32 protein-coding genes and 1 pseudogene are annotated in these 26,192 nt (G+C 32.3%); 17 read left to right on the forward strand and 16 right to left on the reverse strand.

What is annotated here, in order from left to right; translation table 11 throughout:
* Window positions 1–16: 16 nt before the first annotated feature.
* From IAI10_RS13570 to IAI10_RS13620, 11 genes and pseudogenes are all read right to left on the reverse strand, one after another.
* Window positions 17–961: an aminoglycoside phosphotransferase family protein gene (locus tag IAI10_RS13570; protein WP_315673820.1), complete on the reverse strand. Its 945-nt coding sequence runs from the start codon at window positions 959–961 to the stop codon at window positions 17–19.
* A 19-nt stretch (window positions 962–980) separates the two neighbouring features.
* The gene (locus tag IAI10_RS13575; protein WP_315673821.1) at window positions 981–1,235 is read right to left on the reverse strand and encodes a TIGR04076 family protein; all 255 of its coding nucleotides are present in this window, start codon (window positions 1,233–1,235) and stop codon (window positions 981–983) included.
* 1 nt (window position 1,236) lies between these two features.
* Window positions 1,237–1,719, reverse strand: a complete 483-nt coding sequence (locus IAI10_RS13580) for a GNAT family N-acetyltransferase (protein WP_315673822.1) — start codon at window positions 1,717–1,719, stop codon at window positions 1,237–1,239.
* Window positions 1,720–1,964: 245 nt separating this feature from the next.
* Window positions 1,965–2,520 (reverse strand): annotated as a pseudogene (locus IAI10_RS13585) (ATPase).
* 1 nt (window position 2,521) lies between these two features.
* Window positions 2,522–2,686, reverse strand: coding sequence for a hypothetical protein (locus IAI10_RS13590; protein ID WP_315673823.1), 165 nt, complete (start codon window positions 2,684–2,686; stop codon window positions 2,522–2,524).
* Between the two features lie 83 nt (window positions 2,687–2,769).
* On the reverse strand, window positions 2,770–4,338 hold the full coding sequence (locus IAI10_RS13595) for an amidohydrolase (protein WP_315673824.1): 1,569 nt from the start codon (window positions 4,336–4,338) through the stop codon (window positions 2,770–2,772).
* A gap of 185 nt (window positions 4,339–4,523) precedes the next feature.
* Window positions 4,524–5,312 (reverse strand): sugar phosphate isomerase/epimerase family protein, encoded by a 789-nt coding sequence (locus IAI10_RS13600; RefSeq protein WP_315673825.1) that lies wholly within the window; start codon window positions 5,310–5,312, stop codon window positions 4,524–4,526.
* A gap of 56 nt (window positions 5,313–5,368) precedes the next feature.
* Window positions 5,369–5,977 carry a hypothetical protein gene (locus IAI10_RS13605; RefSeq protein ID WP_315673826.1) on the reverse strand — a complete coding sequence of 203 codons (609 nt, stop codon included), beginning with the start codon at window positions 5,975–5,977 and terminating at the stop codon, window positions 5,369–5,371.
* 66 nt (window positions 5,978–6,043) lie between these two features.
* Entirely contained in the window at window positions 6,044–6,385 is a 342-nt protein-coding gene (locus IAI10_RS13610; protein WP_315673827.1) for a DUF6054 family protein, read from the reverse strand.
* Between the two features lie 90 nt (window positions 6,386–6,475).
* Window positions 6,476–7,465: an alpha/beta hydrolase gene (locus tag IAI10_RS13615; protein ID WP_315673828.1), complete on the reverse strand. Its 990-nt coding sequence runs from the start codon at window positions 7,463–7,465 to the stop codon at window positions 6,476–6,478.
* A gap of 23 nt (window positions 7,466–7,488) precedes the next feature.
* The gene (locus tag IAI10_RS13620) at window positions 7,489–8,562 is read right to left on the reverse strand and encodes an acyltransferase family protein (protein ID WP_315673829.1); all 1,074 of its coding nucleotides are present in this window, start codon (window positions 8,560–8,562) and stop codon (window positions 7,489–7,491) included.
* A 255-nt stretch (window positions 8,563–8,817) separates the two neighbouring features.
* Here IAI10_RS13620 and IAI10_RS13625 point away from each other — a divergent pair, with 255 nt between their 5' ends.
* Window positions 8,818–10,293 carry an alpha-N-arabinofuranosidase gene (locus tag IAI10_RS13625; protein ID WP_315673830.1) on the forward strand — a complete coding sequence of 492 codons (1,476 nt, stop codon included), beginning with the start codon at window positions 8,818–8,820 and terminating at the stop codon, window positions 10,291–10,293.
* A gap of 26 nt (window positions 10,294–10,319) precedes the next feature.
* Window positions 10,320–10,595 (forward strand): DUF6171 family protein, encoded by a 276-nt coding sequence (locus IAI10_RS13630; RefSeq protein WP_315673831.1) that lies wholly within the window; start codon window positions 10,320–10,322, stop codon window positions 10,593–10,595.
* Window positions 10,596–10,683: 88 nt separating this feature from the next.
* On the opposite strand, the gene IAI10_RS13635 is transcribed toward IAI10_RS13630, so the two are convergent.
* On the reverse strand, window positions 10,684–11,586 hold the full coding sequence (locus IAI10_RS13635) for an ArsR family transcriptional regulator (protein ID WP_315673832.1): 903 nt from the start codon (window positions 11,584–11,586) through the stop codon (window positions 10,684–10,686).
* A gap of 543 nt (window positions 11,587–12,129) precedes the next feature.
* On the opposite strand from IAI10_RS13635, the gene IAI10_RS13640 reads away from it, so the two are divergent.
* The 5 genes from IAI10_RS13640 (at window position 12,130) to IAI10_RS13660 (ending at window position 15,481) form a co-directional block, all read left to right on the forward strand.
* On the forward strand, window positions 12,130–12,786 hold the full coding sequence (locus IAI10_RS13640; protein WP_315673833.1) for a class I SAM-dependent methyltransferase: 657 nt from the start codon (window positions 12,130–12,132) through the stop codon (window positions 12,784–12,786).
* A 479-nt stretch (window positions 12,787–13,265) separates the two neighbouring features.
* Entirely contained in the window at window positions 13,266–13,670 is a 405-nt protein-coding gene (locus tag IAI10_RS13645; protein ID WP_315673834.1) for a GNAT family N-acetyltransferase, read from the forward strand.
* 100 nt (window positions 13,671–13,770) lie between these two features.
* Entirely contained in the window at window positions 13,771–14,517 is a 747-nt protein-coding gene (locus tag IAI10_RS13650; protein WP_315673835.1) for a WecB/TagA/CpsF family glycosyltransferase, read from the forward strand.
* 20 nt (window positions 14,518–14,537) lie between these two features.
* Window positions 14,538–15,020 (forward strand): NUDIX hydrolase, encoded by a 483-nt coding sequence (locus IAI10_RS13655; RefSeq protein WP_315673836.1) that lies wholly within the window; start codon window positions 14,538–14,540, stop codon window positions 15,018–15,020.
* A 14-nt stretch (window positions 15,021–15,034) separates the two neighbouring features.
* Window positions 15,035–15,481 (forward strand): GNAT family N-acetyltransferase, encoded by a 447-nt coding sequence (locus tag IAI10_RS13660; RefSeq protein WP_315673837.1) that lies wholly within the window; start codon window positions 15,035–15,037, stop codon window positions 15,479–15,481.
* 105 nt (window positions 15,482–15,586) lie between these two features.
* Here IAI10_RS13660 and IAI10_RS13665 read toward each other — a convergent pair whose 3' ends face one another.
* Window positions 15,587–16,777 carry an Acg family FMN-binding oxidoreductase gene (locus tag IAI10_RS13665; RefSeq protein WP_315673838.1) on the reverse strand — a complete coding sequence of 397 codons (1,191 nt, stop codon included), beginning with the start codon at window positions 16,775–16,777 and terminating at the stop codon, window positions 15,587–15,589.
* A gap of 15 nt (window positions 16,778–16,792) precedes the next feature.
* Window positions 16,793–17,440, reverse strand: coding sequence for a TetR/AcrR family transcriptional regulator (locus tag IAI10_RS13670; RefSeq protein WP_315673839.1), 648 nt, complete (start codon window positions 17,438–17,440; stop codon window positions 16,793–16,795).
* Window positions 17,441–17,587: 147 nt separating this feature from the next.
* Between IAI10_RS13670 and IAI10_RS13675 the strand changes: the two genes are divergently transcribed.
* Entirely contained in the window at window positions 17,588–18,169 is a 582-nt protein-coding gene (locus IAI10_RS13675) for a flavin reductase family protein (protein WP_315673840.1), read from the forward strand.
* A 43-nt stretch (window positions 18,170–18,212) separates the two neighbouring features.
* Here IAI10_RS13675 and IAI10_RS13680 read toward each other — a convergent pair whose 3' ends face one another.
* Window positions 18,213–18,581, reverse strand: coding sequence for a VOC family protein (locus IAI10_RS13680; protein ID WP_315673841.1), 369 nt, complete (start codon window positions 18,579–18,581; stop codon window positions 18,213–18,215).
* Window positions 18,582–18,720: 139 nt separating this feature from the next.
* Here IAI10_RS13680 and IAI10_RS13685 point away from each other — a divergent pair, with 139 nt between their 5' ends.
* The 9 genes from IAI10_RS13685 to IAI10_RS13725 all read left to right on the forward strand — a co-directional run bounded on the left by IAI10_RS13685 (window position 18,721) and on the right by IAI10_RS13725 (window position 25,189).
* Complete coding sequence (locus IAI10_RS13685) at window positions 18,721–18,918, forward strand: hypothetical protein (protein ID WP_315673842.1); 198 nt, start codon at window positions 18,721–18,723, stop codon at window positions 18,916–18,918.
* Between the two features lie 112 nt (window positions 18,919–19,030).
* Window positions 19,031–19,555, forward strand: a complete 525-nt coding sequence (locus tag IAI10_RS13690) for a GNAT family N-acetyltransferase (protein ID WP_315673843.1) — start codon at window positions 19,031–19,033, stop codon at window positions 19,553–19,555.
* Between the two features lie 162 nt (window positions 19,556–19,717).
* Window positions 19,718–20,197 carry a GNAT family N-acetyltransferase gene (locus tag IAI10_RS13695; RefSeq protein ID WP_315673844.1) on the forward strand — a complete coding sequence of 160 codons (480 nt, stop codon included), beginning with the start codon at window positions 19,718–19,720 and terminating at the stop codon, window positions 20,195–20,197.
* Between the two features lie 41 nt (window positions 20,198–20,238).
* Entirely contained in the window at window positions 20,239–20,847 is a 609-nt protein-coding gene (locus tag IAI10_RS13700) for a LysE family transporter (RefSeq protein ID WP_315673845.1), read from the forward strand.
* A 460-nt stretch (window positions 20,848–21,307) separates the two neighbouring features.
* Complete coding sequence (locus IAI10_RS13705) at window positions 21,308–21,703, forward strand: hypothetical protein (protein ID WP_315673846.1); 396 nt, start codon at window positions 21,308–21,310, stop codon at window positions 21,701–21,703.
* A 125-nt stretch (window positions 21,704–21,828) separates the two neighbouring features.
* Entirely contained in the window at window positions 21,829–23,445 is a 1,617-nt protein-coding gene (locus IAI10_RS13710) for a thiamine pyrophosphate-binding protein (RefSeq protein WP_315673847.1), read from the forward strand.
* A 13-nt stretch (window positions 23,446–23,458) separates the two neighbouring features.
* The gene (locus IAI10_RS13715; RefSeq protein ID WP_315673848.1) at window positions 23,459–23,917 is read left to right on the forward strand and encodes a hypothetical protein; all 459 of its coding nucleotides are present in this window, start codon (window positions 23,459–23,461) and stop codon (window positions 23,915–23,917) included.
* Between the two features lie 216 nt (window positions 23,918–24,133).
* Window positions 24,134–24,700: a TetR/AcrR family transcriptional regulator gene (locus tag IAI10_RS13720; protein WP_315673849.1), complete on the forward strand. Its 567-nt coding sequence runs from the start codon at window positions 24,134–24,136 to the stop codon at window positions 24,698–24,700.
* Window positions 24,701–25,009: 309 nt separating this feature from the next.
* A complete protein-coding gene (locus tag IAI10_RS13725; RefSeq protein WP_315673850.1) occupies window positions 25,010–25,189 on the forward strand; it encodes a hypothetical protein in 180 nt (59 codons plus the stop codon).
* 70 nt (window positions 25,190–25,259) lie between these two features.
* Here the strand turns inward: IAI10_RS13725 and IAI10_RS13730 are convergent, their stop codons facing one another.
* On the reverse strand, window positions 25,260–26,111 hold the full coding sequence (locus IAI10_RS13730) for a LysR family transcriptional regulator (RefSeq protein WP_315673851.1): 852 nt from the start codon (window positions 26,109–26,111) through the stop codon (window positions 25,260–25,262).
* Window positions 26,112–26,192: the final 81 nt, after the last annotated feature.

Here is a 26,192-nt window from a genome sequence, read left to right on the forward strand (position 1 = left end):
TTTTATGCACAAACTATTAATTTAAGTTTTCCTTACCTTTTAAAATAATATCAGCTAAAATATCCGCATTTTTATAATAGTAATCAAAGACTTCATCTCTTTCTTCAGTTTCATCCCTCAATTGTTCTTCTATAAATTCAATGCACTCATTTAAGCAGGAAAGTATTATATCCCATACAAACTGTTTATAGTCAGGCTTATATAGTAATTTATCATATACACCTCTTACGAAAATCTTTCTATATTCATCCGTCATATAGAACGGGAAAGGGAAAGATTTTTCTGAACCATGTGATATCAGTCGCGCAATATCTAAGGAATAAGGCATAATGCCGGCAAAAGCCCAATCTATTAGGACAACTCCCTCTTTACCTTTTATTGCATTGTACTGGAGGAAATCTCCATTGCACAAAGTGCGTGGACATATCAGCTGTCTCTCTAAAAAAATATTATAGGCAACAGCTAATTTTGATTCCTTTTTAAGGCATTCTGCTCTTTTATTTATTCTTGTCCAATATCTTTCAAATCGGTTATCCAACTTGTTTTTTTCAAAGTCATTTTCCTGCCAGTATATATTAAAAATTCTAGTTAAGCTGTCCGCGCATTCACCAGCTAAAGCTTTATTAAAAATCCTTAAATCTGCTCCAGGAATATATTCGATTAATATCCACTTTGTGTCCTCAATGCAAGTCCAACTCATCATTTTAGGTACAGGTAAGGACTTATCTTTAAGAAATTTCTCATAGACTTCTATCTCATTATCCTCTGATTTTTTTAAAATGTATGAATCATTATCTTTTGTAATTTTATAAACATTATAAGCCCTGTCACAGCCGCCGCCATCTTCGTGAAAGCGTTCAATATATGTTGCCTCCTGTGCTGGTTTGAAAGCTTTAAGAATTATTTTTAACTCACTTATCTCCCTAATATCTTTAATTTTTTCTAAATATGAACCTTTCATTTGTTAGCTCCTTTGTAAATTAATCTTCCTGAATTACCTCTCCACGTATAACCACTCTGCCATTATCGGGACACTTAGCCTCAAACTTTCTTGCTTTCTCATCGCCATAGTCGAGAGTTCCTCCATTTAACAGCACATACACACTTGGATAAATGCTATTCCATAACTCATGACATATAGGAGGGCAAACATCTCCTACTATATAGGAATCATTTTTCTTGTGATAGCCTCCCCTGCAGCTGCTTTCCGCAATTGTTAGTTTTACTTTAGCCATATTATTGCTCCTTGTAGATTTCAAAATACTTTGATTCTATTCCATCTTCAGTGAATGCTTCAATTTCCTTAAAGCCAACCTTTTTTAGTACTCCTATGGAACCTAGATTAAAGGAATATACAAATGCCCCTACTTTTTCTATGTTAAACTTAGTAAATATATCCCTTAAAAATGATATGGTGGCTTCAGTTGCTATGCCTTTTCCCCAAAGCTGCTTTTCAAAAATCACTATACTAAGCATGGCCATTTTTTCTTCTCTTTCATCTATACCATAACACCAAATGTCTCCCACATACCTATCCTGAAAATAGATTACTTTTCCGTAACTAGATGCATCCTCTTTTAATGTTTCTTGAAATAATTTCAGAGCTTCTTCTAAGGATTCAGTGGTAAAAGGAAATAATTTTTTTATCTCCTCATCCTGAGTCTTTTCCCAAAATACTTCAACATGTTTTTCAGTTCTTATTTTTAATTCTACTTTCATAAAAACAACTCTTTTCTAGCTATTTATTCCCCTGGCGTTCTATATATTTATCTCTGCGCACTCTATTCATTCCATATAGCTTTTACAAAGTATAATCCAATCATGGATCTCCTATATAGTGTAAAGTGGGTACTTGCGGTAATAATTAATTACAATTATAACACATGCTTACATATAATGCTTTACAAACCAAATTTTTATTACCTAAATAAAAAGCAGCTAATAAAACCTTCATGTTTTACTAGCTACTTTCTTAAGATATTATCTGCCCAATTAGGTAACTCTTTATCTACCCATATTGTTTTCCCACTTTTTATAGATACTATTAATTTAAAGATGTCTGTATTATCGTATATATTAATTTCATCACATAATTGCATTACATTGATCAAATTGTTTATTGAATCGTAATATCTTCTCTCTACAACATCATCAGCTATTCCATGACCACCCTTACTTACTCTTATGGCAATCCGCTGTTTAGCAATTTCAAAACTTTCAACACCTATATAGCTCATTGAAATAAAAAATCCATTTGCTTTTGCTAATTTTATATTATTAATTATTCCTCTGCCAGATAGAGTAGTTTCTTGATTAAATGATAATCCTTCTCATATATATTATTTTACAAGCTTAACAGCCTCTTTAGCACATCCAATTTGTAGATTATTATCCTTCCAAGAGCCAATTCTAGCTACCATTTCATCCGTATTAATTCTTGTTTTGCTTATAGTATACGGATTTATATATAGATGTTTTCCCTGCTCCATTAACGCCCGCAAAAATTGTATATGTAGCTATTCTATTTATCTATAACCTTTGCTTGTTCTCTTTGAAGTACTAAATTAGATAAAGTAACATAAAAATCTTGTTCTTCTTTTGACTTAGCATTTCTGAACAAATTCATTAAGTCACTATAAGAATAATTTAAGAAAATATCATATAATTTTTCTTTATTATGTTCCATTCTAAAATTCCTCCTTACTTAAAATAGTTACATATTAGTATATACTAACATCTAATGATAATAAACTATAAAATATTATTTCATTACTTCCTTATTTTATTCTTTCCTAAGATTCCATTTAGCACAGCCTTACCAATAGTGAGATTTTTCTCATAGTCTTTTCCTGACAAAATAAGTTTTTCCACCTTAAGACTTCTGAGCTCTTTTGGTCGTACCGAAAGAGGATTCTTATTTAAAATAGACATATCTGCTATTTTACCTACCTCTAAGGAGCCCCTTTGCTTTTCATCAAAAATCATACGTGCCGCCTCTAAGGTAAACATTCTAAGAGCTTCAGGAATGCTGACAGATTGCTCTCTTACATAATGGTTGCAGGCATTGTAAATTCCTTCGATAGGATCTGGTAAAGTACATGGAGCATCCGAACCACCGCTTAAATGTATACCCATGTCAAGCATTTTTCTTAGCGGAGAGATTTCATAGGTACGTTTTCCAAGAAGCTTTTCCACATATTCTAAAGGCTCAAGAGCCCAATCTAGAAAAGCAGGCTGAAGAGCAATACCTATATCATATTTTGCCACCTTTTCAAGTCCCTCTTCTGTTGGAAGGCAAGCATGGATTATAGTATGTCGGTGATCCTTTCTAGGAGAGTCTTTTAAAGCTGCTTCAAGAGCATCTACCGCTTGAACAAAAGCCCTATCTCCTATGGCATGAAGTTCTATCTGAAGGCCTGCTCTATTGGCTTCCATAGCAAAATCGGTTACCTTTTTATCATCATAATATAGAACTCCTTTGTTGGCGGAGTTGTTATCATATGGTAAAATCAAAGCGGCATCCTCTGAACCAAAGCAGCCATCAAGTGCTGTGGCAAAGCAGCCACCTATTCTTGACAGTTTACGTTTTAGGGCTTTTTTCACATCCATGGTTTGAAAAAATATTCTAGTGGAAAAAGCATTTTGTTGTCCACGAGAAAAGAATCTTACCATATCCACATCAAAGTCTCTTGGAAATCCAACGCCTTCAACAGTATGCATCATTCCGATACCTTTTTCTGCTAATCTGTCATAGCCTTTTAACAAGTTCTTGACTATGGTTAATGGTGATAGCTTATTTGTTATGTAGTTTGTAACAGCAAAAAAAGCTTCTTGATTCATTTCACCAGTTTCATAGTTAAATCCCCTAAGCTTTTTTATATTTTCAGGAAGTTCATTGATAAGATAGCTATTTATTATAGAAGCATGTCCATCATATTTAACCAGCATCAGTGGCTTATTTGCAACTACGCTGTCTAATTTTGGGCGAGTTATTAAGGTCTTTTCTTTAACATTGTGCGCAGAGGCGCCAAAACCTATAATAATCTTTTCCTTATGTGTCTTTTCATATTGAAGAATTAATTCGCATATATCCTCATGGCAGGTAACATTTCTAACATCTAGAGTAGATGCAAAAAGAGAATAAGAAGAGAAATGAATATGAGTATCTGCAAAAGCTGGAAGCAATGCCTTACCTTCTAGTTTTTCCTTGAAAGTTCCTTTGAACCTATCAGGGAGAGTATCTCCAACAAAAACAATTTTACCCTCATCCTCTACTAAAAATTTGTATACATTATTTTCTAAATCACAGCTTACTATATCGCCTTCGTAAACCTTCACCGCTAACACTTCCTTATTCCAAAGAAATAATGAAGTCATTATAGCACAGCATTTTAAAAACAAATGTACTATTAAATGTATTATTGTGAAAATATCAAATTAATAATTTTCAAATGCAATTATCTGTTTTCATTTCATCTTTTGATCCAATACGAATTATCATGTCTTTCTCCTTAAAATACAAGCTAAATGTAATTAGCTAAATTTCTAACCGATTGTCTCAGTCCCTCAATAGTTTTAGTTTCTAGAACTGCTCTGCATTTATGCGTTTCAGCCAGCATAAGCTTTTCTCTTATATCTATTTCTCCGACTCCCAAAGGAAGATGATTTTTTCTGCCCTTAGCATCATGTACATGCATATGATAAAGCCTATCTATATGTTTATTTATAAATGACTCATCTACTCCTCCTGCACTGTGATTATGACCAATGTCAAGGGTCAATTGAAATATGCTGCTTTCTAGCAAAAGCCCTATGCCCTCTTCTGCAAATTTCTCATAACCTGCGCAGTTTTCAATGCATATTTTAATATTACTTTCAGCTATAGTTTCACTGCATAAGTCTCTAAATGCTTTCAGCTTTCCAAGATAAATTTCTTTATATTTATCAAACAAAAACACCTTTTCATCAGGCATAGTAAAATATACTCCTGACGCCATATGCATATTAATCACAGGGCTATTGAGTTTCTTAGCTATACGAATAGTATCCATCACAGTTATTACATATGCCTCTGCCACCCTTTTATTAAAATCACAAACATTAAGATTTTCATCAAGATGAATTGTAAAATATATGTCCTCATTTTCACAAATTTTTCTTAGCTTTTTAATATCCATATTTTCCTCTTGATATTGGGGCATATTCATATTTAGTTCTATAAATTTCAAACCAAGTTCTTTGCATAACTTAGCACAATTTTCTAGGCTGGTCGTCTCAATAAGTGTTGGCATGCCAAAATCAATGTTTTTCATTTTTCCTCCTATGCAAGTAGCTTATCCATGCTTTAAAGTACATTAAAAAAGTACTCTCATGACTTTCTTGTATCTGACCCTAATAAGTCATTTTCCAATTTTAATATTTCCGCTTTGATAGTATTTAACCTGTAATATTTTTTAATAACTTCATCACTCCAAACCTGCACTTCTATGTAGCGTTCAGGACCGAATTTTCCATCTGCATTCCAATACTGAGGCAATCCATACTTTTCAATTATTTTTAGTATCTCTTCATAATTATATAGCTTCTTTCTATATTCTTTTCCATCATTAACAATAGGGCTAAAGGTAGGATGCATATCTCCATAGGTAAAGGAAATTTTACTAAGATCAAACTCTTCAATTGGTATCTTCACAAAGCTACCATGCTTATACCAGGACTTTAGCCAATCACATTCCTCTACCACCATATAATGTGGAGCTTTTCTCTCAGGTTTGCCGCCTTTTTCAATAAATAATTTTCTTGCAAGCTCTTCGTAAGCTGCCCTTCTTTTCATATAATTTTCATCTCTTTTAGCTGCATAGGTATCTGAGCGGCTTTCCCTTATATTTTCAATAACCAGCTTTGCCTCATCCATAGACAAATCAGATAAATTTCTAAAAGGTCCCACAGATTTTTCAAAATAATGATATAAAAACATGGAGATTCCTCCTCAAAATTCTTATTGTAGATAATATTTTTCAATCAATCTGGGTGCAAAATCAAGTTACTGCTCTACATCACTTATTATATATTCCTTTAATATATCTCTTACACTATTTGAAAAATCTTCTGAAGCCCCCCAGTCAAAGTTAAAAAATATGCCTGTAGAGCTTCCAGTGGCCACAGAAGTTACAATAGTTTTCTCATTTAAATTATTTATGGTAACCATCAATGCGGCTCTATTACTAACTCTCACAAAATACTTTTCAAATAATAGGGTACCGCAGTACTTTCCATCTCCTATGGGGTTTAATTCTTCATAAACTAGTTCAGCATTTTGCTGTTCCTTAATTATATTCATTGCGTCTATTGGCTTAAGGTTTACAATAAAAGTACATTTATTCATGAAATATCCTCCCTTACTTAATAGAACTACTTTTACAAAGAGCTCCTTTAGTATGTGCTCTATATCTACTGTTTTAAATCAGTGTAAAAATCAACACTGCTTTAAAACAGAGCTTAGTTTATCTATAATAGTCCCTTGGAATTTATCTGGTTCCTCAAAAGGCATACAATGAGCTGAATCCTCAAACCATATGTTTTCTTTAAAGGGTGCTTTCAATTTTTCAAAGTACTTTAGGGAAGTTTCAAAAGGCACTGTATAATCATGTCTTCCAGTAATAAAGTAAACCGGCATCTTCAGCTCTGGTACCTGCTCTTCAAGATTCAATTTTGAAACTTCTTCCCACATGCTATCTACGGAATAATTACCGCCTTTTAAAAGCTTAAATACATCCCCAAAAGCGTATTCAGATGATGTAAGCATTCTCAAAACCAATTTTTTCATATCATCTCTGTAGATTCTTACATGAAATTTGCCTGTCCATTTACTTCTTACTTTGATGCATTTTACAGAATCCTTATACGGAGGCTCCCCTATTCTCTCTAATTCCTCTATAGCCTTAGTGTTGTTAGTTTTGTGAGCATAGTCATTAACATATTTATAAGCTATTCTTTCAAGCTCTACCATATCCCCTACCTGCCCCACACCTATGTAAGCCTCTATAAGCTCGGGATACTTATTCGCTGTTAAAACGCCTAGGGCACTTCCCCAAGAATGCCCAACCAGAAATATTTTTTCTTTGTTATAAGTTTTTCTAAGATAATCTATGAGTTCTTTAGCATCGCTTACAAAGCTTTTAACATTCATTGTCTCTTTTGGTATATCTCTTGAGTAAGATAGTCCCGCTCCTCTTTGATCCCAATTTACCACTAAGAAGTTTTCTTCCAGCCTAGAAAAGTAATGCTTAGCTATGGAAATCTGTGCAGAACCTGGTCCTCCATGTAAAAATAATAAAATTGGATTATCCTTATTTCGCCCCCGTATTAAAAGCCATTGTTTTATCCCACCAATCTCAATAGATTTTAACTCATAAACACCATTCTTATAGTCACTTTCAGAAGATGTGTTTCTCCAAAATAACATAATTACCACCTCTTTTTATATTATTACTTTTTTATTCCGAACATGAATCTAGTAATGGCCGTTCTCTTTAACACTTCGCAAGTTAATAGGCTTACTGCAAAGGTTAAAAACATTATAAAGTTAAATTGTACAATGGAACTATCAAAATGACTTAAAGCGTAATATCCTATCACTACTAACCAAGTTTGATGAAAAACATAAATTGGGAAGGATACCCTGGAAAGATAGCTAAAGATATTTTTTCTAAAATTCAAATATCTCTTGCCTAAAGCTAAAATTGTTAAAACAATAATCCACGTAGTTAAACTGTTAAAAGCGCTAAGCAATATGTAAATTGCAGCTGAAATACCTTCAGAGTCCACCTTATAAATCATAACCATGCGAAGGGCTGAAAAAATAATGGTAATAATTAGTAAAATCAAAGTATTTTTTTCAAGCAGTTCCATGATGTAATCCATGCTTAAAATCAAATAACCTAAAAGAAAAAATGATAGATATTTTCCGAAGCTTTGTCCACCAATTTCTAGTGGACTTAATGCAAAATTAAATACAAATAATATTATCAATAGAAGCAAATTAAATTTATTTGCTTTTATCCTCTTGTCTGATTTTTTATAAAAAGCTATAACAGGCAGAGACACTAATGAAATAAGGAATAAAAACAACAAAAACCACAAATGAGCAGGAGTGAAGCCTCCTGTATACCCACTTAAATCTGTGATTTTGGTAAAGAATAATATGTACTGCTGAAAATAACTTCCCGTGTACCCATTATGCTGCTTTTCTGCAAAAAATGTTTGTATAGGTACTATTAAAATAAGTCCGAAAATAAATGGTACAAAAAGCTTAAAAAATCTTTCTCTTATAAATTGTCTAGTTGAACGCTTATTCAATGCCAGTGCGGTACTAATTCCAGCAATAGTAAACAGCAGAGGCATAAACCACTCAGAGGTGAGCCTTATAAAATTATCACAAATGGCATTAGGCTTTCCTACCACATAAAAGGTTTCAAAAGAATTGAATATGCGGCAAGTATGAAATGGAAAAAGAAGTAGTATGGCTAGAGTTCGTATATTATCAATATAATACTTTCTCAATTATTTTCTTCCTTTCAAAATAAATAATATATGAAAATTATACCATAATTGTATTACTTGAATAACCATTTATGTAGAATGTATAAAATTAATTTCATAGTAAGCTTAAGCTGATTTTTCTGCCCAATACTTTTGTATGAAATCTTTTTCAATAAAGTTATTGAACCATTGTTTGAAAGGTGATATAATTAATAAAAATATTAAGTTATTAAACAAAATATTAATTATATGTGTATTACAGAAAGGTGGTTTATCATGAGCAATGTGATTATCAACACAGATGTAAAAAAAGGTCAGATTAATAGAAATATTTATGGAAATTTTGCTGAGCATCTTGGAAGATGTATATACGGTGGTTTTTGGGTAGGAAAGGATTCTGAAATACCTAATATTAACGGAATTCGTAAAGATGTAGTAGATGCTCTTAGAGAACTTAAAATTCCAGTATTGAGATGGCCAGGCGGATGTTTTGCAGATGAATATCATTGGAAAGATGGCATTGGGCCTGCTGAATCCAGACCTAAAATGATAAATGTTCATTGGGGCGGTGTAGTTGAAAATAATCATTTCGGAACCCATGAATTCTTTGAATTATGTGATTTGCTAGAAACAGAGCCTTATATATGTGGAAACGTTGGCAGCGGCACAGTGCAGGAAATGAGAGAATGGGTTGAATACATGACCTTCGACGGCGAGTCTCCTATGTCCAATTTAAGAGCAGAAAACGGAAGAAAAGAACCTTGGAAGCTTAAATACTTTGGTGTAGGTAACGAAAGCTGGGGCTGCGGCGGAAACATGAGACCTGAGTACTATGCTGATTTATACAGAAGATATGCTACCTATGTAAGAAATTTTGGCAACAATAAAGTATACAAAATTGCTTGCGGTCCTAACAGCAGCGATTATAATTGGACAGATGTTTTGATGAAGCAAGCAGGTCCATACATGGATGGTTTGAGCCTTCATTATTATACAGTACCTGGTGAATGGAGCAAAAAAGGCTCTGCAATTCAATTTGATGAAAATGAATGGATAATCACCATGAAAAAGACTCTCCATATGGACGAACTTCTTACAAAACATTCTACTATAATGGACAAGTATGATCCTGATAAGAGAGTTGCCTTGATTGTAGATGAATGGGGAACTTGGTTCGATGTTGAACCTGGAACAAATCCTGGATTCTTGTATCAGCAAAATACAATAAGAGATGCATTGGTAGCAGGCATCAACTTCAATATATTCCACAAGCACTGTGATAGAGTAAAAATGGCTAATATAGCTCAAGCTGTAAATGTTCTCCAAGCTGTTATCCTTACTGAAGGAGCAAAGATGATTCTTACCCCAACCTATCATGCATTTAATATGTACAAGGTGCATCAAGATGCTGAATTGCTAGACTTAAATATTAAATCAGCGGAATATAGTTTCGGGGGCGAAACCGTTCCTCAGGTAACAGCTACTGCTTCTGTTGACAGCGAAGGAAAAATACATGTTTCTTTATGTAACCTTAACCCTAAAGAAAGCGCAGATATTTCTTGTGAGATTAGAGGCGAAAAGTTAAGCAAAGTTACAGGGATAATTTTAACTGCTGATAATATGACTGATTATAACACCTTTGAAGAGCCAGAAAAAGTAGCTCCAAGGGCATTTTCAGGAGCAAATATTGATGGAAATACACTTAAAGCTCTGCTTCCTCCTATGTCTGTAGTAACTTTAGAACTTCAATAAACTATATATTTTAGAGTGAACATATCATGGCATATATAGAAAATTGCAAAGGCTGCAGCGCATCAGTGAGAATAGTTTCCGAAGATATAAAAAAGATGATAGATGAAATAGTGACAAGCAATAGTTTCGATTTAGTTTCTCAAAACATTTATAATGATAGGATTGTGCAGTGCAGCAGCTGCACATATCTTGACTATGATACCACCTGCAGACAATGCGGATGTATAGTTCAAATCAGAGCCCTGCTTGCCAATAAAGATTGTCCTAATCCATCAAAATCTAAGTGGCAGAAGGATGAATAACAAAAATAATTTGAAATAAAAAGCAACCTAGAAATGTACTCTTTTTGCTGCATTTCTAGGTTGTTTTTATTTAGGTTCCATATCAAAGCTACTTATAAAAAAGTTTTAACGCAATATCCTGATTGTAGTTACCAAAGCCTTTTCCAAAGATAGTCAGCCCTCCTACATGTTCAGCATCTTCCAATACTCCGATTCTAAAAGTCCAAAGCTTAGAATTAATGTCTATATCATGAATAGTAACATCTGATATTTTTTTTCCATCAATAAAGGTTCCTGAGCTAGTAACTCTAATTACCTTTAGCATACCATATTGATTTATATTTATGCTCCACCAAGCTGGAGTATAAATGCCTTTTTCGCCGCCGAAATCCCCAGGACTGGTCCACTCTCCAAGCTTCACCTCATTAATAAAAAACGAAATATCTGAAGGCCAGGTTTCCTTATACCCCGGAGCTTCAGAACCTATTTCAAGAGATATTTCAAGCTCCTCTGGTGTCTCACTTGTCAGCATATAATTAGGAATTTTATATTCTACATACCCTTGAGTAAACCATAATATCTTTGCATTTACTCTCTCTGGATCAAGAAAATATCTAGGATCATCAAAATATCCAATCTGTTTCTCAGTGGTAGCTAAGCCACAGGTAGGTGTGGCTTGAAAATCAGTATATTGACCTATGGGGACTATAAATTCATGAAATTTTCTTCCTTCTCCCTTAACATTAGGAAATTCAACTTCAATAGCATCCATTGATAAACTGCATATCTTTTGAACTCCGCCTTTGCTTCTAGTCCTTTCTGAGGATACGATGCCTGCTTTTTCAAGCTTATTTATGTGCATAGTAATTATAGCACTGCTCAGTTCTAATTCCTGAGCAATCTCTTTAACATTCATAGATTTAACAGATAAAAGCTGAATTATTTTTAACCTTACATCACTGGCAAGAGCCTCAAATACAGGAAGCCATTTTTCACTTGTGTCTATTCGCATATAGTTTCCCCTTTTCAATAACGCATTAGTAATTAATAAAATTATAAACTACTAAAAAAAAATTGTAAAGTTTTTAAAGGATAAATACATTAATATGCATCCTTACATATTAATATATTTATTAATAAAAATTAATGCTCTATAGTAAATAACGAAAAGCATTAAAAAATTAATTTTAATATTATATTTTCAAGGAATATTTTTTAAAATAGCATTTATATCCATAGTAAAATCGTAAAATTATCAAAATAATCTTTAAAAACCTATTTTTTATTTAAATATATGGATTTTATGGTTACGTATGTTATAATTGTCAATATAATAGCGGTTAAGTTTATCTTGTTTACTATATTCTTATTTTTATGGCTGAATTTCATTATACAAATAGAAAACGTTTATTAATCAGAAATATTGAAGTCCTGCTAGTGGGCTATATTTTAAAAGAATATTGCTGCAACCTTACCAGATGAATGTAATCTTGCGTGATGATTTGGGTGGTACGAAATTTATTTTATTTCTTATTTAAAAGGAGAGATGTTATAAATGGTGAATTCAAAAGGTTGGGACTGGGAAAAGGCAAATCAATCACCCTGGCTAAAACCCGCAGAATATAGTTATTTTTTTGCTAATAAGTGGCGAGAATTAGGATTTAAAAAAATTTTAGATTTAGGTTCTGGCTTAGGAAGGCATTCTATATTTTTCGCAAAGCAGGGCTTTCAAGTATCAGCTATAGATATTTCCCAATATTCCGTAAGTTATTTAAAAGAGTGGGCTATAAATGAAAATTTATCTATTGATGTTACACTTGGAGATATGCTTCAGCTTCCTTATGCTGATAATTATTTTGATTGCTTATTTGCATACCATTCTATTTCTCATACAGACTCAGAGGGCATGAAAAAAATTATAAGTGAAATTGAACGAGTTTTAAAACCAGGAGGAGAAATATTTACTTCTATGTGTTCTAAAGACTCTTGGGATTTTTGTAAATCTGGTTTCCCGAAATTAGATGAAAATACGGTAATAAACAAACAGATCGGACCAGAATGTAATGTACCTCACTTCTATGCTGATCGTGAAGATATCATCAATTTATTTCATAATTTTTATATAGAAAAAATATTTCATCTTGATTATTGTTATATAAATTCCCAAAAGCAGGACTCAAAATATTATTATATAAACGCCTATAAAAAATAATCTAAACTTTATAGAATGTTAATATAAACCTGTGAAACTGCTATATTCGTATTAATAACAAAAATGCGATTCTTTTGGAGGTTTTATCATGGTTATATGGATAAATGGTGCCTTAAGAAAATCTGAAATATGCGTTGATCATTATACCTTAATGGCCTCAAAATAAACTCTGCTAAAAAGATTGAAAGGAAGAGGAGATGGAAGCAAATCTTGGCCAGCTAACCAAATAGATAGATGCTTAAAAGGTCTATCCGACGATACTTTTAAATATCATATTTACACGGACCATATGTCTATTGAAGCTGTAGTAGAGCAGATAGCTTCAATGTCTCACATTCAACTTACACCTGATAACACCAGTATTATAAATAAAAAGCTGCGGCGTATAGTCACGCAATTGAAACATATAAGGCTTTTTTCATAACATTTAAGGGGGAGTTAATACGGATACTGTTTTTAATATAACAAATGAACATATAATGAAATGTACTGAACTCTATATAAGAGTATTCAATTCTAAGCCTTGGAATGATGAGTGGACACTAGAAACTGCTTATAAAAGATTAAGCGATATTTATATCTCTCCAAATTTTGAAGGAGTATTATATCTTGAAAATAACGAAATAAAAGGTGCAATTTTAGGTACATATGAGCAATTCTACAATGGTATTCACTATAACTTGAGAGAACTGTTTATATCAAATGAGCTTCAGGGTCAAGGAATTGGGAGTAAACTTCTTAGGGAGTTAGAAGCCCATCTAAAGAAAATGGGAGTTACCACCATAATTTTATTTACTTCAAAAGGAAATAACACAAGTAAATTCTATTTAAAAAATAATTATTTAAATTTGGATAGCATGGCCATGATAGGTAAAGATATATGAGTTTTTTATTTATTATCTATTTATAGACGCCTCAAAAATTAACGTGTGCATTGAAAAACAAATGCTTATGATAACAGCTACCAAAGAAAGTTGGTGAAATATGAACTGTGTAAATATTTTAGGAATAGACTTTTCAAAGCTTACTCTAAAGGAAACTGTGAATTTAATTGATAACAAGATATCTGACAGCAGCAATAAAACATTCCATATAATAACTGCAAATCCTGAAATAGCTGTTCAGATTCAGGAGGATGAAGAATTAAAAAAGATATCTCTAGACGCAGATTTAATTACTCCGGATGGTATAGGTATAGTTTTTGCCTCAAAATTAAAAGGTGAACCCGTACCTGAACGAGTAACTGGTTATGACTTGCTTCTTAAATGTCTTGAAATTGGTAATGAAAAAAGCTGGTCTTTTTACATATTAGGTTCTCAGGAAGAGGTTAACCAAAAGGCTGAAGAATATATAAAAAGTAATCATCCCAATGTAAAAATTGCTGGCAGACATAACGGATATTTCAACGAAAAAGAAGAAGCTTCTATTGTTAATGCTATAAAAAATTCATCTCCAGATATTTTAATAGTAGCTTTAGGCTCCCCTATGGCAGATAAATGGATCTATAAATATAAGCATAAGCTTAATACAAAAGTGGTTTTTGGAGTAGGTGGAAGCCTAGATGTTATTACTGGAAAAGTGAAGACTACCCCTAAAATTTGGAAAAAGTTGAATTTAGAATGGCTGCATAGAAGAATAACTCAGCCTTCTAGAAAAGAAAGGCAAAAAAAGCTGAAGGTTTTCGCCTATAGAGCTTTTGCTGAAGCCATTACAAAAAAAAGTGTAAATTAAGTGCGGAAAGGATGACAAGAATGGTAATGCCTACTCATATAGTAGCTGCTGCTGGTATAGTAAAAAATGTTAATGATGAAATTTTATTAGTTAAAACTTATTATGGTGGTTGGGTTTTTCCTGGTGGACAAGTAGAGATTGGTGAAAATATTCCTGATGCAGTTATCAGAGAAATAATGGAGGAAAGCGGTCTTGAGGTAACTGTAGAAAAACTCTTTGCTATTTCTTCTAATACAGCTTCACATAAAGGCTATAATGGTGTAGAAACTGTGCCTACAAAGGTTATGTTGGATTTTATTTGTAATTATGTAGGTGGTAATTTGTGTACCTCTGAGGAAACTTCAGATTCTCGCTGGGTAAAAAAAGAGAAAGTACTAAACATGATTACAACTCCAGCCATAAGGCAAAGATTTCAAGCGTATCTTGATTATGATGGAAGTGTACAATACCTGGAATATGTGACTCAGCCAGAGTTCATACTAAAGCTAAAGCGTAAAATTTAGAAAGGATGACATAAATGAAAATTATTGCGAAAAGCCCTTATTCAGAAGATGCACTTAAGTTAATGGAAGAACTATCACAAAGTCTGGAGGTTATAACAGGAGACAGCGGAAAAGCCTCCTTCAATCCAGAAGATGTTTGTGTCCCAAGATCATTATTTGTAATTGCCTATGACGAAGATGGAAAAGCCTTGGGCTGTGGAGGAATGCGTCCTATGGATGAAAATACAGTGGAAATAAAAAGAATGTTCGCTAAGGAAAAATCCAAGGGTATAGGTAGCAAAATTCTTGTATATCTTGAAACTGAAGCCAAGAAAATGGGTTACTCTTCCATAAAGATTGAAACTAGATTGATAAACCGTAAAGCGGTTTCTTTCTATGAAAATAGGGGGTATTATCGAATATCTAACTACGGAAAATACGTGAACAACCCTAAAGCTGTATGCTTTGAAAAGACCTGCTAACTTGAAAGAACGACTAAAAGCTCTGGTAGATTTTCAGAAAAGATTCTTTGATTCAGAAATTATAATGGCATAAAGCTTTCTTCACTTCATGCCATTATGATAAACTTATTTAACTAAATCCATCACATCTCTTCTCATGGTCTGAGGTACTTCTTTTGTAGTTTTACCTAGTCGAAGAAACATCTGAATAGTACCACCCTCTGAAGCGTACTCACTATGAATGCCTGTATACTGCTGTTTCATCTCAGGATATTCCTCCAATACCTGGCTGAGAGGCTGCATTACATAGCCTAATGCATGGGCCTGTAAAACAAATCTGCTATAGATCATACCACTCTCCACCTGCTGCTTCCTTGTATTATCCTTAGATATTATCAGGGCGTAAGTAGAGGTGTTTTCAGCCTCCATCTCAGTAGATTTTACATATGTATTAGCGGAAGCTTTTTCATCATTAAAAGAAGGAAATATGGTGACAAGCCCCTGCAATATATATTTCATAATTCCAGAGGTTCCTTGTCCCTCTACTGAATAACCATATCTATATTTATTTTTTTCAGCTTCGTTGGGACGAAAAACATTTGCAGATTCCACATTCATTCGATGAAGGCTGGATTCAATTTTAGCGCCTTCTATGGCGTAATTTTTTAGAATCGCTACATTTTTTTCATCTTGAAAAATGTTTATATCCATATTTTCATAGGTATTTACATCTTCAAGCTGTTTTATTTCTTCAGAATTCAATTTTGTTTTATCATAGGCAGATCTATTAGTATCTGGAAGGAACATAAAGTCATATAAGGGATTGTCTTTGGGCTGAGTTTTCGTAAGAGTTATTTTAGCCACAGGCTTCTTGTCCATGCTATTTTCAAGATTATTTTCATCATAGTCCCCTTCTGGGAAAAGAACTATATCCGTTTTATACCCAAGCTTATCCCCTGCAATTCTTGCATATTCTAAAAAAGTCCCCTGAGTAATCATATCCTGCCTGGAAAATGGGTCTACCTCTTTTGTAAGCCTTTTGCTGTCCGAATATAAATAAAATACATTTTTATTTTCATCTAGTTTTATCTTCCAAGGCTGCATATTGTGTCCGTTTGCTGCTAAAAGACCATGAGCAGCTAGTTGAAGCCTTGGATCGTCAAGTTTTTTAAAATAACTTTTATTCCACGATTCCAGATACCTTTGCTTAGAAAAAATACCACTTGCTAGTAGCAATATAATAAATATTAAGGCTATTAGTACTGCAATAGCTGCAAATATGGTTATGCCCAATTTTCTCACACTCCTGATTCTCATATTATCCTTCCTTTTCTAAATTTCTATTGATCTTACTAAAACATCAAAAGCTGCTTGTATAAGTTCCTCAGGTTTTCTTTTGTGATATTCCATAATATAATTTTTCTTCTTATTTACTGTATTAAATACCCCTATAACGCTTGCCCATAACACTATTGCTGTATTTACCACGTCTAAATCTTTTCTAATTTCCCCTTCTTTAATTCCCTTTTCTAATGCTGAAGTTAGGTAAGAAAAAAGTTTCTCTCCAAGCTCATAACACTCTTCCTTGGTCTTGTTAAGTTCCTCTCTTGAAAAATCCAGTTCTCCATTTTCATATTCCATGATAGCTTTAAAATAATCTGTATATTCCTTACTAAATCTATAAAGAGTCTTGCCGATCTGCCGTAAAGTATCTAAAGAATTAGCTGTTTTTTTATCTTCCATATCAGTCTTTAACATGCTAATTAAAATTTTGTAGCCCTTCACCATGATTTCAAAATATATCTGTTCTTTGCTATTAAAATATACATATATTGTTCTTTTACTGAATTCAGCCTCTTTAGCTACATCATCCATAGTAGCTGCGTCATATCCCTTTGTGAAAAATACTCTTTCCGCCGCCTGAATTATATCCGTTCTTCGGATTTCCTTTTCTTTTTCTTTTCGTTCATTTGCACCCATAGCTTCTTCCTCCAAAACTAATAGCAATTCTTGTAAACTATTAGTTTACTTTATAACATTGTAGTGCAAATAATGGCTTAAGTAAATAGATATTAAGGATTTTTAACAAAGCAATTGATTTAGATTGTGTTATAAGGCGGTTTTAAGATGAAAAAGATTAATATTGAACCTGAACGGATATTTTGTCCTCAGCCTATGTACGTAATAGGCACATATAACGAGGACTATACCCCTAACTTTGGCGTAATAACCTGGATAGGCTTTAATTGGAATGGCAGTCCTCATATTATGCTTGGTGTAGGCGGTAAAAAAAGAACAAAAGAAAACATTCAGCGCTCAAAGGTTTTTTCTGCAAATCTAGTAAGTTCGGACATGCTTTGGCTGGCAGACTATTTTGGATGTACACATGGAGATGAGGGAATAAAAGATAAAGTAAAATATGAGTTTACAGATGGTAGTTCTCTTAAGGTTCCCATTTTAGCTAGCAGTAAATGGGTTGTCGAATGTGAAGTAGCCGAAACTGTTGAATTAAACGACAGTCATATATTTGTAAGCGAAATAAAAAACATCCAAATTGCAGAAGAGTTTAAGAATATGGACAAAGAGATGATAGATTTATTAAAATTAGATCCTGTACTTTATGCTCCTTATAATTATTTTAGTTTAGGTAAAAAGCTTGGAAATTGTGGAGATTGGCAGAATCATTATGAGAAAAAATCTAGACCATAAATCAGGTCTCAAGAAGTTTGAAGAATATCACTTTATCTGCTAATTAAAGGTGATATTCTCCTGTAACCTCTATTACGTTATTGTCAGGATCCCTTAGCTGAAAATAGTAATAAGTAGAATTAGCTTGTTTAATTTCTGTCATCTTACCTATATTAAGCTCACTTATTCTCTCATATTCTTCATTCAAATCCTCAATCCAAAAGTTCATAACAAATTTATAATCCCCATCCCTGTAATTGTGCCCCTTAAGATATTTTTCATTCATCATAGAAATACATTTTCCTTCGAATATGAATTCAGCAAACTTGTCAGCTTTTTGTGTTGATGCCTTCATTTCTAATAGTTTCTCATAAAAATCTATAGATTTTTCAAAATTCTTAACAATTAAATATATAGAGCCAAGATGAAGCATTTTTTATCTCCTCCCAATGAAGCTTTATTGGTTTTATTATACAACATAATGAAATAATTTACATCAAATCAACAATTTTCTTTGCACTTATTGTATAATATACTGTATTAATCACTTAAAATTATGGGGTGTGGATCAAATGATTGAAGGTCTCATTTATTCTGTTTTTGGACAAGATGAAAAGGATCCTAAATTTAATTTTGCCTATGGACAATTTATGAATGTATTAGAAGCTACTGTTGAAGATTTGGCAAAGGGTTTTTTAACTACAGGCGGGGAAAACAAGGATATTTCCTTTGGAAGAGTGCAGCAGCAAGTAGATAAAGAAATTGGTTAAATTATATGACAAAAATAACTTTGTTGAAACTACCTGCTCTGCAAAACATACCCTTCCCTTTTAGCAAACATAAAAAAGCGAGCAAATATTATTCTTAAGAAGGTGTAATAAAATGATTTATTATAGTAATGAAAATTTGCTTATACGCTCTATGGTAAAAAGTGATATAGAAAAGCTGGTCAATGGTTTTCAACTTCAAAATTGGAACAAACCCTATGATTTATTCATGGAATATTATCATCAGCAAGAGAATAATGAAAGATCTGTAGTTATTGCTGAGATGGATGATAATGTGACAGGCTATGTTACCATTCTTCCCCATGCTCAGTCAGGACCCTTTGTTCATAAAAATATACCTGAAATTGCTGATTTCAATGTGCTCATTAAATATCAGAGAAGAGGCATAGGCAATAGAATTATGGATGCAGCAGAAGCTGTTGCAAGAGAAAAAAGCGAATTTGTATCTCTAGGCGTGGGGCTTCATCATGGATATGGCTCCGCTCAAAAAATATATGTAAAGCGCGGCTACATCCCGGATGGCACAGGCGTTTGGTATAATGACAAACAATTGGAGCAGTATGGAGAATTCAGAAATGATGATGATTTAGTTCTATATTTTATAAAACACTTAAAATAAGGAGGTATTTGCATGCCATAAGCTCATAAAACAATTTTGTCTCAGTTGTTGTCACATATGGCTAACCTTGAAATAATGAATGTTTTAGATACAGGAAGTGGGATAACAAGCTTAGGCATAATATAGGCTATTTAATTGAAAAAAAATAAAGGAGTATTAACCATGGAAATAAACATTAAATTAGCACAAGAAGAAGATACAAATAGATTAGTTGAACTGCTTAATGCTGTTACTTTACATTTACATGAAAAAAATATAAATCAATGGACATACCCTTCGAATACCGAGGAGATAAATAAAGATGTAAAAGATGAAAATATCTATATTATTACCTTTGGCAATCTATTAATTGGAACTTTCTCTTTGAAGCCTATAGATATTTCTTCATTAAATTCTATCATTAAAGAAGAAGGTTTTTATCTTTACAGGATAGCTGTGCTGCCTGAATATCAAGGAAAAAATATAGGACTTGACGCTATTGCTTATGCAAAAGGAATCTCTGATTCCTCTAAAAAATCACTATATTTAGATTGTTGGGCTGGAAACAAAGTCTTAAAAAATTTTTACTCCAATGCAGGCTTTAAGTTTCTTGGAGATTTTCCAGAAGAAGATTACTTGGTCAGTGTTTACTGTCTTTCATAGTTATATATATATTGTTAATGTTTACTAGGATGTGATAAATCATGTTTAAATATTTACTACAGGGGCTACTTTTTGGACTCGCATATGTAGCACCTATTGGTACTCAAAACTTATACGTTATAAATACCGCTGCAATAAAAAGCAAATTTGAGACTTACAAAGTGTCTCTTATAACCGTCTTCTTTGACATTTCCCTCGCTCTTTCCTGCTTCTTTGGAATAGGTTATTTAGTTGAAAAATTTCTCATACTAAAGGAAGCAATCCTTTTATTAGGTGCAATTATTGTCACTTATATCGGTATAGGACTATTTCGCTCCTCTTCTGAAATCTCTGAAAGTGAATACATAGACAGTTCTCTTATCAAGACAATTCTCTCCTGCTTTGCAGTTACTTGGCTTAATCCTCAAGCAATAATTGACGGCTCACTGCTGCTTGGAGGCTTCCATGCTTCACTGCCTAAAGAAATGTCCAAATATTTCATAATAGGAGTATGTACAGCTTCTTTTCTATGGTTTAACAGCTTAGCTACATTTATATCTATATTCAAAAGCAAATTCAATAAACTAATAAAGTGGATTAACATAATTTGCGGTGCTATATTAGTATTCTATGGTTTAAAGCTAGGTTATTCCTTTATTAAACTATTATGATATGCTCTCCTCTTAATATGAATTCTTATATTAATTAAGGTATATTCTTAATCATTCCTAAAATATTGTATTTTTTGTTAATTTATATACCCTTTTTTATAAAATATTCAGTTAATATTTAATCATATTCAATTATTTGATATATTGTAATTAAAATTTTAGATGAAATAAAAGAAATATTTAAAAACGAACTTTAAATGATAGCAGGTGGATTACCCATCTGCTATTTATTTTTACGCACTTGATTTTATATGTTAATTATAATTCATCCATTTATGACTTAATATAAGCAAACTATACATATCCTTTGCATTATTTTAATTTAGTGTTGATTCATTTATTAAATTATACAAAAAAAATGGATATTTTCATTATTAATTGTCAATTTTTAAAAAATAATGTATAATTATGACATGGTCAAGTTTATGACCAACACTAAAAGATAAAGGTGGTTGTAAAAATGTTAGAAATTAAAGATCCTCAAGGCTTATACGAATTAAAGGTTGATGCTGAAAGAAAAATAGTTTACGAAAATCATTTTAAAGGTCAGTTCACAAGCGACGCTTTAGCAAGAATGGACAAGGACTATAAAGAAAAAGTAATTCCTGCATTTAAGGGAAGCAAATGGGCTAAATTATGTGATATGAGAGATTATCAAATAGCTAACAATGTAGATGAAATGAATGCTCATGTTCAATATTGCATTGAGCATGGATTTGCTCATGCGGCTCTTATTGTTGAAAGTGCTATTGTAAAAATGCAAATGAATAGAACTGGTAGAAATACACCTGTACCACCTAATGCATTTACAGATGAAAAAGAAGCAGATGCATGGTTAAAATCTGTAGGTTATTAATATAAAAAAGGATATCTCAATTAGAGATATTCTTTTTTATTCTTGGGCAAAAAATGTTCTTTTGTGTCGTTTTAAAGAAGTTTAAGTAAAAATATATATAAAACATGTTATAAAGGAGGAAAATATTGAGAATATCTGAAGCAATAGTAAAATTATTGGAAATTAATGATGTTAAATATATCTTTGGTTTACCTGCAAGCACCTTCGCAGGAATTAACGATGCCTTAAATGACAGTGATATAGAATATATAATTACTAAAAATGAAGCTGGAGCTTCATACTCCGCCTCAAAGTACGCAGATTTATCTAAAAAAATAGGAGTATGCCTTATAGCCGGCGGCGTTGGAGTGGGCAACTCCATAAATGGTATAAATGATGCTAAAAGGAACAAGGTTCCTATGCTTATATTATGTGGTGATGTAAAACGAGCTTTTCAAGGTAAGGGAGCTTTGCAGGAATTAGATAACGCAAAAATGGTAAGCTCTATAACAAAATATGCTAAGAATATATTGAACGAAGAAGATGCCATATACGAAATTGAAAAAGCCATTAAAATAGCTACTACTCCTCCTTGCGGTCCTGTATTAATATCAATACCTTTTGATGTACAGCTTGAAGAATTTAATGGAACACTTAAAACTGAAAAAACAATTTTCTCCACAATTGAAGGCGATGTCCATGCTTTAGATGAAGCTATAATTGAAATAAACAAAGCTAAGCATGGTGTTATTTTAGCTGGAAAAGGCTCTAGAGGTTTGGGAGAAGAAATAAAAAGCTTGAGTACAAAGCTAAAATGGCCTATCATATCCACTCCTAATGCAAAGGGTGTAATTAATTCCGATTTTCATTACTACATAGGAAACTATGGTTTCTGTTCCACTGATGGAGCTGTGGAATATATAGAAAAAGAGGAAATAGATTGCCTATTAATTTTAGGCTCTTCCTTAGGACAAACAGCCACAAGAGATTACAATAATAGTTTGGTGAAAAATAAAAAAGTTATAAGAATTGACTGGGACAAGCAAGAATTCAATAAAGTATTTACTGAAGATATATCTGTATATTATGATTTAAAAAAGGCATTACCTATTATTCAGGGAAATGTGAAAGAAAAGGAAGATGAGTTCAACAAACCTATAGCAAATAAACCCTATGAAAAAAATCACACTGGACTATCCTTAAGATTATTATTTGAAAGATTACCAGAAGCGCTGCCAAAGGATACTCGAATAATAGGGGACATGGGAGATTTCTTTAATTACATATTCAAGTATATGCCTATAATTAATGGAATAGATTATTTAACAAGTATTAATTACGCCTGCATGGGAACAGGAATTGCTGGAGTTATGGGAGCATACCTAGCAGATACAAATAGGCCCTGCGCAGTGGTTTCAGGAGACGGAAGCTTCTACATGAATGGTTCTGAGCTATTTACCGCCAAAGAATACAACATGCCTATAATATACTTTATTATAAACAATTCTATGTTAGGTCTTGTTAGAAACGGCTCAAAAGTATTTATGGGAAGATTATGTAAAGGTAAAATAGAATTTGAAAGAAGCAATATCGCTTCTATAGCTGAAGCTATAGGGGTTGAGGCAGTAACCATCAATTCTGTTGATGAAATAGATAATATAAAGCATCTATTTATAAATAGGACTTCTCCACTAGTTGTAGAAGTGGTTACTGACGGTACAGAAATATTTATAGACGCAGATAGAATAAAAAAAATTAATTAGGAGAAGGTATCATATGGAAGTATTTTACGAGATAAAAGAAGATTTAAAAAAGATAATTAAATTAGATGAACTTGCCTATCTTACCGTAAAAAATGAAGTTCAAGCTTTTCCTTTTTACAAAGGCGATTCAGCTCTATTTAGCTTTGAGGAATGGAAGAAATTCCACAGAGAGGATTACCCTACTATAATAGAAAAATCTCCTGTGCTTATAGATTTAGTGCGGAATAAAAAATATGTAGCAGTAGAAAATACTCACAAGCTTGAAGTTCCCCAAAAAGAATTTCAAGTTTTAGATATACACAGCATATATTTGTTCCCAGTAATAGAAAACAATAAAGTGGTAGGTTTTTTAGATATCGCTTATATAGGAGCCTACTATGTAATAAACAAAGAGGTTTTAAATAAAATACAGGCTTTAGTTGACCATTACAAAGAAAAAATATTGAAAACAGTAGAAGAATTCACCAAATAAATACATGTTTTAAAGCCCTGAGTGTAGTCTCAGGGCTTTTATTATCTGTAAAGGCTTATGGATAGTCAAATACTGGCTCCCAGGCTTTTATTGTATTACCTATATTTATTGCTTTATAGCCAGTTTATAAAAAGAAGCATTTTTTCTTGACATATAATATGCCCAAGAGTAAAATTAAACATGTATTAAACATGTTTAATTTTTAAGGAGGATATTATGAAAAAAGATAATACAAAGGAAAACCTTATATTAGCAACTGTTAAGCTTTTATCCCAAAGTGAAGCTGTAACTGAAATTACTGCTCGTCAAATAGTTGCGGAGGCAAACACAAATTTAGCTATGATCAATTATCATTTTAAATCCAAAGAAACTTTGATAAATATTGCAATAGAAAGAATTATTGCGGATTCAGCTAATAACCTTAAGTCCATGAGCTATGAAAATTTTTCTCCAAAAGAACAATTAAGAAAAATGCTTTATGACCTATGTAATTTAACAGTTTCCTACAGTAAATTTACAAAAATAAATCTTCCTTACATTCTGCTTCAAGCTGAAATCACTCAACCTTTCGATGTTCTTCCAATTATTAAAAAGCATTTTGGAGATAAAAAAAGTGATGCCGACTGCAGGATTATTGCTTATCAAATGATTTCTTTTATGCAATTGATATTTTTGCGTTCAGAGGATTTTCTAAGATATAGCGGTATAAATATTTTTGATGAAGAGCAGCGTAACGCCTTCATAGATATGCAGGTTAATTTATTTTTAGGAGATGAAAACTAATTATGAATCAAAAAAAATTAAGATCCTGGTCAATACTATCCTTTTTTATAGCAATAGTCTCTTTAATTGTAGTTGATTGGTATTTACCCGGTTATGGTTTACTACCTATGTTTTCTTTCATTTCAATAGGATTAATATTTGATCAACTTTCAAGAATATACTTCCCAGCCGCCACAGTTATCAACTATACATTATACAAAAAGAATAGGTTAATTAAAATCCTAGCTTTAGTACTTTTTGTTAATCAAATAGCACAAATTCGTTATCCATATAAAAAGTAACTAACGGTTGAGGAAAGGAGAGAATAATATGACCTTATTAAAAATTATGGGAATATCATCAATTGTATTGCTTATATCCACAATAATTTGCGGATTGTGGATCAAATTTCATCCTGAAGGAAGCGACTTAAACTTTCACTTTAAGCTTTCAATAATTTCAGTAGTTTTATCACTTATAACCATCATTCTTTTTATGAAAAAAAAGTAACAAATTAAAAGTTTTATGATTTATAAAAGAATTTGGCAGCGGCTTCCTACTTATAATTTAAAAATCTTCATTACAGTAATTTGATGAATGTATCTATTAGTACCTTTTTTATGCTGCTGCTTTCAAATACAATATATCCCTCCACAGACCAGATAGGAGCATTTTTTATTTTTACTTCTTTTAAAACTCCACTTTCAATATAACTTACTACCATTGATTTTAGCACAAAGGAATATCCAAAGCCTTCGCATAAGTACTCCACAACTTCAGATATTTGATCTATGCTAAGCTGAAAGTCAAGCCTGTTGTGAATTTGTTCCTCAACGTATTTAATAAAACTTTCTCCAGTATCTGCATATAAAAGAGTCATGTCTTTTAAATCTTCTATAAAAATCTCGTCTTTGCACTCCTTTGAATTTTGAGTAACTAGAATAATTTCATCCTTTAATACCTTGTAACAGGTCATTTTATTTGATTTTGGAAGAGTAAACACAAAAGCCACATCTATGAGATTATCCGAAAGCAGTTCTAATATATTAGGAGTATGATTTATTATGACTTCTAGCGATACATCTGGATTAAGCTTCATAAACTTCTTAGCAGCCTTTTTAATATACCCTGAATAGAGAGAGTGTACCGTTCCTATTCTAAGAGTATCTCTATACCTTAAGCTGTTTAGCATAGTAATGCTCTCTTCTTCAATTGCTACCATTCGTTTTGCATAATTAATAAAATATGTACCAGCTTGAGTCAATGCTACAGATTTATTATTCCTTGAAAATAAATTAACTCCAAGATATTTTTCAAGCTCCTGTATTCTATTAGATACAGTGGACTGAACTATATTTAACTTTTCAGCTGTTTTCGAGAAGTTTTTAGTTTCTGCCAGTACAACAAAGGTCTTGTAGAAATCATAATTCATAGTCACTTTCTCCTATTATCGATACTATAGATTAATTTAAGCAAAATTATTTGTTATACAAATTATATATTATTTTTTATA

Origin of the sequence: Clostridium sp. 19966 (genome assembly GCF_032335695.1) — a bacterium.
GTDB lineage: Bacteria > Bacillota > Clostridia > Clostridiales > Clostridiaceae > JACTOJ01.